This is a genomic window from Pseudonocardia sp. TRM90224, from assembly GCF_021245725.1.
Classification (GTDB): domain Bacteria; phylum Actinomycetota; class Actinomycetes; order Mycobacteriales; family Pseudonocardiaceae; genus Pseudonocardia.
On record NZ_JAJGSX010000087.1, the window covers coordinates 1 to 13,540 of the forward strand.

The 13,540-nt window shown below is 72.5% G+C and carries 10 protein-coding genes; 4 read left to right on the plus strand and 6 right to left on the minus strand.

The annotated features are described in order from the left end of the window. Positions 1-52: 52 nt before the first annotated feature. The 5 genes from LL648_RS43115 to LL648_RS43135 form a co-directional block, all read right to left on the minus strand. A complete protein-coding gene (locus LL648_RS43115) occupies positions 53-628 on the minus strand; it encodes a DUF222 domain-containing protein (RefSeq protein WP_232668784.1) in 576 nt (191 codons plus the stop codon). A 733-nt stretch (positions 629-1,361) separates the two neighbouring features. Then, positions 1,362-2,621, minus strand: a complete 1,260-nt coding sequence (locus LL648_RS43120; RefSeq protein ID WP_232668785.1) for a lanthionine synthetase C family protein — start codon at positions 2,619-2,621, stop codon at positions 1,362-1,364. Then, positions 2,618-5,665 carry a lantibiotic dehydratase gene (locus LL648_RS43125; RefSeq protein ID WP_232668786.1) on the minus strand — a complete coding sequence of 1,016 codons (3,048 nt, stop codon included), beginning with the start codon at positions 5,663-5,665 and terminating at the stop codon, positions 2,618-2,620. Before LL648_RS43125 ends, LL648_RS43120 begins: the two co-directional genes overlap by 4 nt. Then, entirely contained in the window at positions 5,662-7,575 is a 1,914-nt protein-coding gene (locus tag LL648_RS43130) for an ATP-binding cassette domain-containing protein (protein ID WP_232668787.1), read from the minus strand. The genes LL648_RS43125 and LL648_RS43130 overlap by 4 nt, the downstream gene beginning before the upstream one ends. 88 nt (positions 7,576-7,663) lie before the next feature. After that, entirely contained in the window at positions 7,664-7,852 is a 189-nt protein-coding gene (locus LL648_RS43135) for a hypothetical protein (protein ID WP_232668788.1), read from the minus strand. A 207-nt stretch (positions 7,853-8,059) separates the two neighbouring features. Here LL648_RS43135 and LL648_RS43140 point away from each other — a divergent pair, with 207 nt between their 5' ends. From LL648_RS43140 to LL648_RS43150, 3 genes are all read left to right on the plus strand, one after another. Continuing rightward, positions 8,060-8,773: a YwaF family protein gene (locus LL648_RS43140; protein ID WP_232668789.1), complete on the plus strand. Its 714-nt coding sequence runs from the start codon at positions 8,060-8,062 to the stop codon at positions 8,771-8,773. 9 nt (positions 8,774-8,782) lie between these two features. Further along, positions 8,783-9,565, plus strand: coding sequence for an IclR family transcriptional regulator (locus LL648_RS45655; protein ID WP_232668790.1), 783 nt, complete (start codon positions 8,783-8,785; stop codon positions 9,563-9,565). 94 nt (positions 9,566-9,659) lie between these two features. Next, entirely contained in the window at positions 9,660-10,781 is a 1,122-nt protein-coding gene (locus LL648_RS43150) for an aromatic ring-hydroxylating oxygenase subunit alpha (protein ID WP_232668791.1), read from the plus strand. Positions 10,782-10,786: 5 nt separating this feature from the next. On the opposite strand, the gene LL648_RS43155 is transcribed toward LL648_RS43150, so the two are convergent. Beyond that, entirely contained in the window at positions 10,787-11,515 is a 729-nt protein-coding gene (locus LL648_RS43155) for an IclR family transcriptional regulator (protein WP_232668792.1), read from the minus strand. Between the two features lie 121 nt (positions 11,516-11,636). Between LL648_RS43155 and LL648_RS44905 the strand changes: the two genes are divergently transcribed. Then, entirely contained in the window at positions 11,637-13,220 is a 1,584-nt protein-coding gene (locus LL648_RS44905; protein ID WP_305080831.1) for a thiamine pyrophosphate-dependent enzyme, read from the plus strand. Positions 13,221-13,540: the final 320 nt, after the last annotated feature.

Here is a 13,540-nt window from a genome sequence, read left to right on the forward strand (position 1 = left end):
CTTCCCCGGACGACTCCCCCTGTGATACGTTAACAATCAGTCCACCCGTGGCTTACACGGGAAAAATGACAGGCTCTGGTCCGTCGTCGGGTTCGGGTCCGTCCTGGTCGAACGACCGAACCGCCCGCATCCCCAAGGCGTAGAGGCTCTGCGGGTCGAACACGGGCGCCTGTTCAGCAAGCTGCGCTTCGACATACGCACAGTCTGCCGGCGTCAACCGCCCCGCTTCCTTGGAGCCGAGGACCTGGACGATCTTCTCGACATGGCACAGGCTCATCGCTCCGGCCTCGAACCCGGCCGCTGTGGCGGGCAGTCGGGGCGCCAACACCTGCCCGTCCAGGGTGATCTGCGGGCAGATGTGCTCGGCGGCGGTCACATACCGTTTGGCGTCGATGTGGTCGAGGTTCCACAAGTCCCGGATCGCGTGGATCGGCGACTTGTACCCCCGCGCATGAAAACCGCCTTCACGAACAAAAGCACTGATCGCGTAAACCCTCGCAAAGTCCAGCCGACGCCCCAGAACCTCCAACTCGCGGGTCGCACTACAGCGTTCTTCGAACGTCCCGACCAGGGTGTCTACCTGCAGTTGTTCCACCCCGGCGAGGGTGGTCTGCAGGTTCTCGGACATATCTCCATTTTAGACGCGACGAAGATCCATAGCCACTCCAATTCCGACTTCATGCACGCCTAAAGCAAAGCGTCGACAACGACGTTCTGGCTGTTTGTGAACGCTAACAACAGCCAAAACGTCGTTGTCGACACCCAAAACCGGCACGCGCCGAAGGCGTGCCCGCCACCCACAGGTGGAGCTGAGAGTGCCATCCCGTCGACCTGGGAAAACCCCACCACACGGCCGCCCGTGGGCGGCCCTCAACCCAACGCGAGAAAACGGACAAAGCTCCGCCCACGGGCGGCCGTGTGGTATCCCCAAGGAGGTCGACGGGATGGCACGACCCAACCATCCCGGAGACTTGCCCGCCCGGCGAGGGCGCTCTTTAAAACGCGCGACCACCAAGACCAACAGAACCACCGCACGAGACCATCCGCCACGAACCCACCCAACGGAGCCACGTCGAGAACCCACCCCCCACCCACCCAAACGCGCGACTCACCGCTCCGAACTGCGCGACTCACCGCGCCGAGACGTGGGACTCGCGCGCCGAAACGCGAGACTCGCCCGCCGAAACGTGGGACTCGCCGTGCCAGAGGTGTCGACTCGCCGTGCCGAAGGTGTCGACTCGCCGTGCTGGAAGTGTCGACTCACCGTGCCGAAGGTGTCGACTCACCGTGCTGGATCGCGCGACTCGGCCACCGGTAGGCCCCGACTCGCGGGCTGGGGGAGCCCGACTCGCGGGCGTGCCTCAGGCGAGTAGGAGTGCCGCGTCCCAGCCGGTGGTGGGGGGTCGGCCGGTGTTGTGGCTGTGCAGTGCGAGGGCGATGCCGGCCGCGCCTTCCAGGAAGCCGGGGCGGTCCAGGGGGAGTGGGTGTTGGGGGTAGGTGTAGCGGTAGCCGAAGGGGGCTTCGGGGGAGAAGGCGGCGGCGATCCGGTCGGCGATGGTGCTCGCGGACTCCGCGTACGGGGGCTCGCCCGTGTCGTGCGCCATGCGCGTGCAGATCTGCAGCAGGCCGGCCCAGCCGTGGCAGAGGGAGAAGTCGGTGATGGAGGCCGACCCGGCGGTGCTCAGCGCCCCGGCCAGCGCCGACCGCGCGAGTTCCGTCCAGTGCGGTTCGCCGAACGTGTCGCCGGCCAGGTGCAGCGCCCGTCCGACCCCGGCCGCGCCGTAGCACCAGACGTCGCGGAACCTCGTCCGCTCGCCACCGTCGGAGGAGGGCCAGAACGGGCCGGCGGCGTCGAGGATCCGGTGCTCCTCCAGCACATCGACGATCTGCGCGGCCGCCTCGTGCTGCCCGGCCACCGCAACCCCGGCCCGCTGCGCGAGGGCCAGCAACGCGAGCGGGCCCGCGACGCCGTGGGCGAGGCCGAGGTCGATGCCGCCCGCACCGGTGGCCGAGCCGCCGTGCCGGGCCCACCACGCCGGTCGGCCCGCGTCGGCGATCGCCACCAGTGTCTCCAGCACCGCGACCAGCGCGGCGTGCACGTCGGCGCTCGCGCTTCGGGAAAGGCGGCCGGTCCGGGAGAGCCGGGCGAGCAGGTACCGGCCGAGTCCGGCGGCGCCGGTGATCACGTCGTAGCCGCCCCACCACCCGATCGCCTCGCCGGCGGCGATCCGTTCCCGGTCGGACTGCGCCCGGGCCGTCGCCGACCGGGCGACCGCCGCGTCGAGCTGGTCGAGCAGCGTGCCGTAGCCGCCGAACGTCGCCGCGCAATGCGTGGCGAACGCCAGCGCCGCCGGCCCCCGGTACAGGCCCTGCCCGGCCGGGGGCGCCGGCGCGTTCAGCGCGGCGCCGAGGTGCGCGTGCGCGACGGCCCGCAGCGAGCCGTCCGCCGCGGCCAGCTCCGCGAACAGCAGCGTCACCCCGGGCAGCCCGTCGGAGAGCGCGACCGGATCCCACACCGGCATCCGCCCACCGGGCAGCTCCAGGTACGTGTCCTGGGCGAGGTCGGTGACCCGCGCCGGGTCGGCAAGGCTCGCCGCGACGGCGTCGACGAGATCGCTCATGGCCGCATCGCCCGCAGCCGGTCCGCCCGTGCCTGCAGCACACCCCGCGCTACCGCGTACCCACGCCGCTCCCGCACCGGGTCGACGCCCACCAGCCGGTTGTGGTGCATGTGCAGCACATCGGCGACCACCGCCGACCGGTCGCGCGCGTGCTCGGCGACGAGCCGGCCGAACTCCCGCAGCGCCGGCGCCCGCCGTTCCCACGACGCCAGCAGCTCCGGCCCGCCGGGCCGCTCCGCCAGCGCCGCCCAGCCGGTGTCGGGATCGAGCAGCCGGACGGCGACCCTGCGGTGCTCCTGGAAGGCCTCGTGCTCTTCGCCCTTCTTGTAGACGGCGAGCAGCCACGTCCGCCAGTCGGCGTCCCACGGTCCCTCCGCGCGCATCCGAGCGGTCGTGTCGAGGTGGTTCGCGGCGAGCAGCACCTCGATCGGGACGTCGAGCGCGCCCGCGGCGCGCAGCCGCAGCTGGTCGAGCACGCACTCGGAGTCGGCGTGGAACGCCCGCTCGGCGGCGTCGATCACCGCCGGTCCGCCGTACCGGGAGATCTCCGGCCGGTACGTCGCCGTCGTGAGGTCGCCCAGCACCCCGGCGTCGAGCAGCGCTCCGGCCCACCGGTGCACGGCGGGCAGCATGCGGGCGCCCAGCACCTGCGGGTCGCCGCGGAACCGCACCCGCAGGTGCGCGCCGCTGTCGGTGTAGCGCAGGAAGAACCACCGGTCGAACCAGCCGTCCGCGGCCGTCATCAGCGCGGACAGGTGCGTGCCGAGCAGCTCGCCGTGCCGCGCGGGATGGGCGTACAGCTTGAGGTAGAGCCACTCCCCGCCGGGCGGCTGCGGCCGGTGCTCGACCGGCCGCCACGCCGGCGCCACCTCCTGGCGCGGCCGGGTCGGGCGCAGCGGCACCACGAGCTCCGACGTGTGCCCGCCGGCCCACCCGTTGCCGAACTCCCCACCGGCCGGTTCCTCGTGCACGATGAGGCTCGGCCGTTTGCGCAGGTCGGCGCGTAGCAGCTCGCGGTCGGTCGGGATGCGCAGATCGATCGGGAAACGCTGGTCGCCGGTGGTCGCGACCACCCGGTCGGGCACCGACCAACGTTCCCGCCACCCGTCGAGCAGCCGGTGCCATTCCGCTGCGTCGGCTGTGGTCGCCAGCCGCGGGTCGGGCGTCCAGCTCGCCGAGGCCAGCACCGTCCGGCCGTACCGGATCCGCGGCAGGAACGGCAGCCCCTCGGCCGCTCCCCAGTGCCACAGCGGCCAACCCGGCGTCCGGCTCTCGCCGATCTCGATCAGCAGCCGTACGGCGTTCGGCATCGTGAGCATCGGGTTGAGGGCGTGGAACGTCAGTGGGTCGAGCTCGCGCCCGTCGCGCAGCGACACCACGCTGAACCGCTCGTGGTCGGCGCCGATCGCGATGTCGTCGAGGCCGAGCGCGTCGGGCCGCTCGGCGAACACCCCGATGCGCAACGACGTCCCGGCCAGCTCCGGCACCTGCACGACGTTGAGGTTGCGTGCGTGCAGCAGCGGTGCGACGACCTGCGCGGGCTCCAGCCCGTCGAGCGCGGCCAGCCCGGTGACGGCCTCGCGCAGCGCCGGCAGCACGTGCAGGAACCGGCCGAACATCGCGCCGATCCGCGTGAACACCATTCCGCCCGTGACCAGCCGGAAATCGCCGTCGCGCAGGGCGTCGTCGGAGGCCGCGAGCAGGTGGAAGCAGGCCTCCAGGTACGAACCGCGCTCGTCCTCGCTGCCCGGCCGGGCCAGCCGGCCCACCAGCTCGGCGTCCAGCTCGACTTCGCGGACGCCCTGCGCGGCGGCGAGCTGCGCCACCTCCAGCAGCACGGCGTCGCGGTCCTTGTCGTGGAAGTGCGGGTCGGACGCCGGGCGTCCGCTCGGGGGCAGCAGGTAGCCGGCGGGCGGCCCGAGGCCGCGTTGCGGGTCGAGCACCTCCTGCAGCCCGACCAGCGTGTCGGTGCCGTACCGCTCGATGAACTCGGCGCGGTACCCCACCAGCGGGTCGGCGGGGGCCAGCGCCGCAGGCGCCAGCTGCCAGGCGACGGACGCCGCGGCGGCGATCTCCGTGGCCACCGCGTCCGGCAGGACGACCTCGGCGTCCATCCCGAGGTCGCTCTGGACGAGCCGGTCGGCCGGGTGGATCCGCCGCATCGCGGTTGTGGCTGCCCGCCACGCCGGCGCCCCGCCGCCTTGCGGGGCCACCGCGAACCGGTTGAGCAGAGCGGGCAGCTCGTGCAGCGGCGAATCGGGCCCGATCCGGGAGAGCACGTGCTCCAGCGGGTCGGGGGTGGTCGCGACGGGCAGCAGATCGGTCAGCAGGAACTCGCGCTCGACGAGCTCGCCTACCAGCGCCGCGATCGTGTCGGCGCCGGCGCCCGGGAACCTCGCGGCGAGGCCGTCGAGCAGCTCCGGGTACCCGACGGGGACGGCCGCGAGCTCCCGCGCCGCTTGCACCGCGGCCGTGTTGCGCACGCTGTGGTCCCGGTCGTCCGGGCCGCGCTGCCCAGACTCCTCCCTGACCAGCGGCAGCACCAGCCGGTCGGCCCTGATGAAGCACAGGTCGTTGGCGACCACCCGCAGCCTCCGCAGCACCTGCGGGTCGCGCCGCAGCGGCGCGACCGCCTCGGCCAGCCAGCCCATGTCGACCCGCACGTGCCGGGTGTGCCCACTGCCGATCCGCACCTTCGGCTGTGTGTCGAACCGGACCGGCGCGATCCCCGCGAGCTGCCCGAACGGCGTCGCACGGCTGGTCATCCGGTAGAGGTACCGGGTGACGGCGAGCGCGGCCCTGCGCAGCTTCGCCACCGAGAGGCGCTCACCGGCGACGACCCGCTCCAGCGTGCCGTCCAGCGGAGCGCTCGAGATCGCGATGGCCTCCCGCAGCAGCGGCTCCGCCGCCACGGCCGCGAGGAAGGCGCGCATCGCGTCCGGGTCGTCCGGATCGGTCAGCGTCGGCACCGGGTGGTCGCGAGGGAGGGCGGAGAGGCGGACCAGCGCGGGTTCGGCGGCCTCGAACCGGTCGGTGGTGATCATGTTTCGGCGCTTCCGGTCGGGGTCAGGTCGTACTGCTCGGCCTGCAGGCGGTACAGCCGCCGGTACGGCCCGTCGACGGCGACGAGCTCGGCGTGCGTGCCCGACTGGACGACGCGCCCGGCGTCGAGCACGTGGATGCGGTCGGCGCGGGCCGCGGCCGCGAGGCGGTGCGTGATCACCAGCACGGCGTGGCCGGAGCGCGCCAGGTCGGTGATGCCGGCGCCGATCTCCACCTCCGCGGCCGGATCCAGCGCGGCCGTCGGCTCGTCGACGATCAGCACCGGGGCGTCCCGGTAGAAGGCCCTGGCCAGCCCGATCCGCTGCCACTGCCCTCCGGACAGGGCCGTGCCGCTCCAGAACTCCCTGGCCAGCAGCGTGTCCCAGCCGTCGGGCAGCCCCGCGACCACGCGGTCGGCCCCGGCGCGGGCCGCGGCACCGCTCAGCCGGCCGTCATCGAGTTCGGCGACCCCGATCGTCGTGTTGACCTTCGCCGTGAACGGCCAGCGCACGACGTCTTGCGCGACGACCGCCAGGTGCTCGGCCAGCCGGCCGCGGTCCAGTTCCGTGGTCGGCACGCCGTCCCACCGCACGGTGCCGTCGCTGGGCAGGTAGAGGCCGGCGAGCAGCTTCGCGACCGTCGACTTGCCCGAGCCGTTCTCGCCGACCAGCGCCACCACCTCACCGCGGCGCAGCACGATGTCCAGCCCGTCGACGGCGGGCCTCGCGGCGCCGGGATAGCGGAACCGCAGGCCGTGCGCGGAGATCGTCGACGGGGCCGGCGGCGCTGTCGACGATCTCGGGGCACGGCCGCGCCGGGTGATCGCGGCCTCGTCGGCACGGGCGCAGGCGGTGCGCCAGTCGACCATCAGCAGCCCGTCCTCGTAGAGCTGCCCGAACTGCAGCACGAGCGCGACCAGGCTGCCCGACGCCGAGCGCAGCGCGAACGCCGCTGCGCCCGCCACCGCGACCGACGTCTGGCCCGTCACCATCAGCGCGACCAGCACCCCGTACGTGGCGACCGCGGCCAGCCCGCTCGCCGCGCCGGAGACGATCCGCGTGCGCGCCTCCGCGCGGGCGAGCCGGGCCTGCTCCCGTTCGGACAGGCTGGAGAGCCGTCCGTACTCGCCGAGCAGGAAGCTGCCGGCCCGGTGCGCCCGGATCTCCTCCGCGGTCGCCCGGCCGACCAGCAGCTGGCTGACGGTGTCGAGCTGACGGGTCAGCTCGATCCACCTGGTCGCCGACGCGTGCCGCGACCCCGCGACGCGCGCCGCGCCCCAGCAGCTCGGGATCAACGTCAGCAGGAGCAGCGGGACCAGCCGCGGGTCGAGCACCAGCAACGCGAGGAGCGCGGCGCCGATCGACACCAGCCCGCCGCACAGCCCGACCATCTGCTCGGTGACCCGGCGGGTGGCCTCGGCGCCCCGCTTCCCCGAGGCGAGCAGGTCGTGGAACGCCGGATCCTCCAGCGTCGCCAGCTCGACGCCGGCGGCACGACGCAGCAGGCCCATCGTGGCGGCGCGCGTGATGCGCGGCCCGAGCCGTCCCGAGCACGTGGTCACGACGGCCTGCAACAGCGCTCGCGCGGCCAGCGCCGCCAGCAGCAGAGCTGCCGCCGGAAGCAGCCGGGTCAGCTGCTCGACGGGGGTGCCGTCGGCGACGGAGAAGATGCCGGCGAGCACGTGCTGCGCGGTGAGGAACGCCGCCGCGGCGGCGGCACCGGAGGCGAGCTGGCAGGCGAGCACGGCGAGCAGCGCGGGCCGGTCGGCGCGCCAGCCCAGCGCCGCGACGAGTGTGAACAGGGTGGGCAGCCGGCGCAGTGCCTGCCTCGTGGTGCCCTTCTCCTCGGCGGCAGAGTCCCGGTGCCGCTCCTGCGCCGTGCGGAGCCCGCGGCCGAACAGCGGGTCGGTCAACTCGTGCCCCCCAGCTGGTTCTCCCGAAAAAGGCCGTGCCCGCGCGATCGCGCGGGCACGGCGGTTGCCGGTCGTTCGGTCCTGCCGGTCAGCAGCGGCTCGAGCAGGTGCCGGTCTGCGTGCTGCAGGTGGCCGTGCAGGGATTGCCGCACGTGTTGCACGTCTCGATGATCACCGCGGGCGCGTGGGCCATCGGCAGCCCGGCCCCATCGATGTGTGCGTCCCACCCGAACCCCGCCGCGCCCTCGATCTTGGCGTCGAGATCGAATTCCCCCATTGCCGTTCGCTCCTCTCGGCTCCGGCAGGTATGAACTCTGCAGCCCTGCCGGTAATCGGATGTCCCAGCAAGACCCATGTCACAACGGGATATCCGCCTTGTCAATGGCGAAATCTGTCTTACCCGGAATTATGGAGTGGTAAACATCCGGACCGGCAAGAATGGTCCAGTGATGGTTGGGCGAGGGCATCGGCCTACGCTGACGTCGTGGACCCGCTGACCGGGCAGCGCTCGTTCGCTGCCTACGGCGTCTCGCACTGGGTGGTCGTGCTGGTGCTGGCCGCGGTTGCCGTCCTGTTGGCCTGGTTCGGCGGCCGATCTGGCGGCGAGCGCACCGTGACGGTGGTCGGGAAGGTGTTCGCCGTCGTGCTGCTCGCCTTCCACCTGCCGATCGCGGTGTACGACCTGACCCCGGCCCGGTTCGACGTCCAGCACTCGCTGCCCATCCAGATCTCAGATCTCACGTGGATGGCGGCCGCGGTCGCGTTGTGGTTCCGCTGGAGATGGGCATACGCGCTGGCGTACTTCTGGGGTCTCACGCTCGTCCCGCAGGCGGTGCTCACGCCCGCGCTGGACGGCCCCGATTTCCCCAGCATCGACTTCGTGAGCTTCTGGGGCCAGCACCTGCTGGTGGTGTGGGCGGCGGTCTACCTGACCTGGTGGATGCGGATGCGGCCGGATTGGCGCAGCTTCGTGTTCACCGGTGCCGTGACGGTGGCGTACGGGATCGTGATGCTCGCCTTCAACGCGGCGGCGGGCACCAACTACCTGTTCGTCAACCGCAAGCCGGACAACCCGTCGATCCTGGATCTGATGGGGGACTGGCCCTGGTACCTGTTCGTGGAGCTGGTCGTCGGGTTGGCCGCCTGGGCGTTGCTGACCTGGCCCTGGACGCGGACGCGCCCGACGCGCCCTCAGTAGGGTTCCGCTGTGCCCGACAGCCGCGTGCCGCGCGACAACTCCGTGCAGTCGGTGAACCGGGCGATCTCGATCATGCAGGTGCTCGCGCGCCACGGCTCGGCCCGCGTCACGGAGATCGTCGCCGAGCTCGACGTGCACAAGTCCACCGTCTTCAGGTTGCTCGCGACGCTCGAGGCGCGTGGGCTCGTCGTGCAGAACGTCGAGCGCGGCAGCTACCAGCTCGGGTACGGCGTCGTGCAGCTCGCAGCCGGCGCGACCAGGACGCACGACCTGTCGCTGCTCGGTCGTCCGGTGTGCACGACGCTGGCCGAGGAGGTGGGGGAGACCGTGAACCTCGCCGTCCGCGACGGGGCCGCGGTGGTCAGCATCGACCAGGTGATCGGCTCGTCGACCGTCACGAGCGTCAACTGGGTCGGGCAGCGCACACCGGTGCACGCCACCTCGGCCGGCAAGGTGTTCCTGGCGTTCCTTCCTCCCGCGCAGGTCGAGGCGCTTCTCGGCGAAGGCATGGAACGGTTCACCCCGCACACCGTCGTCGAGCCGGCGGTGCTGGAGCGGCAGCTGGCCGACGCCCGGGCGAGCGGTTACGCGTTCACCATGGAGGAGCACGAGATCGGGCTCGCCGCCGTCGCCGCGCCCGTCCGGTCGCTCGACGGCGAGGTGGTCGCTGCCGTGACGATCTCGGGTCCGACCTACCGGATCAACGAGGGCACCGTCCCGGACCTCGCGCGGCATGTGCTCGCGGCCGCCGCGGAGATCTCTCAGCGCAACGGCTACCCGAAGCGCGGCTGACCCGGCCCCTTGACAGCTGCATCGCCACACGTTCAGGCTCTGTCTCGTATAGCGCGCAAGTTTCATAATGCGGCACAAATGGATGGTGAGCATCGTGACGGCCACGACGTCGAGCCTCGTTCCGACGCTGCCCGGGGCGGCCTACACCGACCCCGCGGTCTTCGAAGCCGAGAAGCGGCGCATCTTCGAGCGGTCATGGGTCTGCGTCTGCCGCGCCGACGCTGTCGAGCGGCCCGGTCGGTTCGTCCGCGTGGAGGTCGGGGACGAGAGCGTGCTCGTCGTGCGCGGCCGCGACGGTGTGGTCCGCGCGTTCCGGAACCACTGCCGGCACCGCGGCGCCCGGCTCTGCGCCGAGGAGTCGGGCGAGCTGGGCAAGTCGATCAGGTGCCGGTACCACGCCTGGACGTACGGCCTGGACGGCCACCTCATCGCGGCGCCGAACATGCGCGAGATGCCGGACCTGGTGAAGGCCGACCACGGGCTGCACCGCGTCGCCGTCGAGCAGTGGCTCGGGCACGTCTGGGTCGACCTCGCCGCCGATTCCGAGCCGTTGGCCGCGCAGGTCGAGCCGCAGGTGCTCGCCCGCCTCGGGACGCTCGCGGCGCTCGACCGCTACGGGATCGACCGGCTCGGCGTCGCCGCCACCGTCGTCTACGAGGTGGAGTCGAACTGGAAGGCGATCGTCGAGAACTTCATGGAGTGCTACCACTGCGCGACGATCCACCCCGAGCTGACGGCCGCGCTGCCGCAGTTCGCCAGCGGCTACGGGACGGTCAGCGGCGGCGTCGGGGCCGGAGCGGTGTTCGCCGAGCACGTCGACGGGTTCTCGCTCTCCGGTGCGGCGTCGGGTCGGCGGCTGCCGGGGCTGCTGCCCGCGGACGACCGGGTCTTCCACGGCATCGTGCTGCGCCCGAACGTGTTCCTCATCCTGGTTCCGGACCACGTGGCGTTCTTCCGGCTCGTACCGACGTCGGCCGGGCACACGCGGGTCGTCGTCGACTGGTTGTTCGACCGCGACGCCATGGCTGCCGCCGACTTCGACCCCGGCGACGCGGTGGCGATCCTCGACATCACCAACCGGCAGGACTTCGAGGCGTGCGAGCGCTGCCAGCTCGGGATGCGGTCCAGCGCGTTCGAGGGTGTGCTCGTGCCGGCCGAGCACGTCATCGGCGCGTTCCACGACTACTACCGCGACGCGATGGACCTCCGGAGGTAGAGCGTCTAGATCAGCGCCGCGGTGGCCTTCAGTGCGGGCGCGAGCGCGGTCAGGCGTTTGCGGGTCCAGCGTGTTCTTGGTGCGGCCACCGTCAGTGCCGCTACCGGCCGGCCGCGTTCGTCGGCGACCGGGACGGCGATGGCGACGACGTCGACGAGGTGCTCGCCGAGGTTGAGCGCGTAGCCGTTCGTCCGTGCTTCGGTCAGCTCGCGTTCGAGCGCGGCCCGGTCGGCGAGGGTGTGGCGGGACAGTCGGGGCAGGCGGTCGGGGAAGTAGGAGCGCACGATCGCCGGTGGCACGTGTGCCAGCAGCACCTTCCCGCCGGCGGTTGCGTAGGCGGGCAGCCGGGCGCCGGTGCGGGTGGCCACGCGCACCGGTTGGCGGCACTGCACGCCGTCGACGAACAGCGCCTCGGCGCCGTCGAGGACGATCAGGTTGACCGTCTCGTCGACCTCCGCGCACAGCCGTTCGAGGTGCGTGTGGGCAGCGGCGACCAGGTTCTGGTTGCCGCGGGTCTGGCGCCCGAGCTTCAGCGCCGCCGGGCCGAGCCGGTAGCGGCGCGATTCCGGGTCCTGCTCGACGAAGTCGTGGGCCCGCATGATGTTCAGCAGGCGGTGCGCCGTGGACGGCGCGACCGCGAGCTCCCGGCTCAGCTCGCTGACGCCCAACGACTCGTGCGCCGCCAGCACGAGGAGCGCGCGCAGCGACTTGCTGACCGAATCGTTCGACTCCATCGAATACTCCACACCACGTCTTGTTGAGCGGGAAGCCGCGACATACGGTCGCGGCTGGTAGAGCTGTGGGCAGCCTATCGCTGCTGATTGATCTTTCGACGATGTGGAAGGGCTGCCTCGAATGACCACGATCCGCGACGCCACCTACGCGGTGCTGCGCGAGTGCGGCATGCAGCGCCTGTTCGCCAACCCGGGGTCGACCGAGATCGCGTTCCTCGCCGATCTGCCCGACGACCTGGAGTTCGTGCTCGGCCTGCACGAGGGCTCGGTGGTCGGGATGGCCACCGGCTACGCGATCGCGACCGGCCGACCGGCCTTCGTCAACCTGCACACCACCGCGGGCTTCGGCAACGCGGTCGGCGCGATCGCCACCGCGCGGGTCAACCGCGCGCCGCTGGTGGTCGTCGTCGGCCAGCAGGACCGCCGGCACCTGGCCCAGGAGCCGTTCCTCGCCGGCCGGTTGGACGGGCTCGCGGGCAGCTATCCGGTATGGACGCACCAGCCGGCGCTGCCGCAGGACGTCCCCGGCGCGATCCGGAGGGCGTGGCACGAGGCAGCGGAGCGGCGCGGTCCGGCCGTCGTGGTGGTGCCCATGGACGACTGGGCCGCCCCGTACGACCCGACGCTCGGCATCCCCGGGCCCGTCGGCGTGCGTCGCACAGGCACGGACCCCGGCGCCGCGGTGGCCGAGCTGGCGGAGTTCCTGGACCGGGCCCTCTCGCCCGCGCTGGTGGTCGGGGCGGGCGCGGACGACCAGGCGAGCTGGGACGCGCTGGTCGCGCTGGCCGAGCGCGTCGGTACCCCGGTGTGGCAGGAGGCGTTCGGCGCACGGGCCGGGTTCCCGCAGGACCATCCGCAGTTCGCCGGGCACCTCCCGCCGCGCCGGTCGGGGCTGCGCGAGGTGCTCGGCGAGCACGATGCCGTGCTCGTCGTCGGGACCAGCGCGTTCCGCCAGTACGTCTACGAACCAGGCCCGCTGCTGCCGACCGGCCTCGCGGTTGCGGTCGTCTCCGCCGACCCGGACGAGCTGCACCACAGTCACGCCGATCTCGCGATCCGCGCTGAGCCGGCCACGTTGTGCGCGGCGGTGGCGCAGGCCGTCCGGCCCCGACCGCCCGCGTCGACCCGGCGCCCGGCGGCCGCCCTCGAGCCACCCGGACCGGACGGGCCGCTGCGCCCCGCCCACGTGTTCACCGCGCTCGCCGAGCGGCTGCCGCGTGACGTCGTGCTCGTGGAGGAGAGCCCGTCGAGCCGCCCCGAGCTGCACCGCCTCCTGCCGGCCAGGGCGCCGCGTGGGTTCGTCAGCGCCGCCATGGGCGGCCTCGGGTTCGGCCTGCCCGCCGCTGCGGGGTTGCGGATGGGCGACCCGAGCCGTCCGGTCGTCGCGGTGCTCGGCGACGGCTCGTCGCTCTATGCGATCCAGGGCCTGTGGAGCGCGGAGCGCTACGCGTGCGGCGTGCTGTACGTCGTGCTGAGCAACGGCCGCTACGCGATCATGGACCGGCTCGCCGCCGAAGCCGGTGGGAAGCCGCCGTGGCCGGGCTTCGGGGAGATCGACATGACCGAGCTGGCCCGCTCGCTGAACTGCCCCGCCCGACGGGTGGCGACGTACGCCGAGCTGGTCGACGTGCTCGACGACGTCGTCCCGACGCTCGCCACCCGCACCCGACCGCTCCTCCTCGACGTCACCACCGCGGTGGAGTAGGACGGGGCGGGCCGTGCGGTGAGTCGACACTTTCGGCACGGTGAGTCGACACGTTCAGCTCGGTGAGTCGACACCTGCGGCACGGCGAGTCGCCACTTCCAGCACGGCGAGTCGACACTTCTGTCACGGCGAGTCGACATTTCTGTCACGGCGAGTCCCACGTTCCAGCGGGCGAGTCCCACGTCTCGGCGGGCGAGTCCCACGTTTCGGCGCGCGAGTGGCGCGTTTGAGTGGGTGGAGGTGGGGTTCTCGACGTAGCTCGTTGGGTGGGTTCGTGGCGGGTGGTCTCGCGGCAGTGGTCTTGTTGGTCTTGGTGGTCG

Coding starts and splice junctions, on each gene's coding strand:
- LL648_RS44905 (WP_305080831.1), top strand. CDS start 11,637: ATGACCACGATCCGCGACGCCACCTACGCGGTGCTGCGCGAGTGCGGC.
- LL648_RS43120 (WP_232668785.1), bottom strand. CDS start 2,621: ATGAGCGATCTCGTCGACGCCGTCGCGGCGAGCCTTGCCGACCCGGCG.
- LL648_RS43155 (WP_232668792.1), bottom strand. CDS start 11,515: ATGGAGTCGAACGATTCGGTCAGCAAGTCGCTGCGCGCGCTCCTCGTG.
- LL648_RS43115 (WP_232668784.1), bottom strand. CDS start 628: ATGTCCGAGAACCTGCAGACCACCCTCGCCGGGGTGGAACAACTGCAG.
- LL648_RS43135 (WP_232668788.1), bottom strand. CDS start 7,852: ATGGGGGAATTCGATCTCGACGCCAAGATCGAGGGCGCGGCGGGGTTC.
- LL648_RS43125 (WP_232668786.1), bottom strand. CDS start 5,665: ATGATCACCACCGACCGGTTCGAGGCCGCCGAACCCGCGCTGGTCCGC.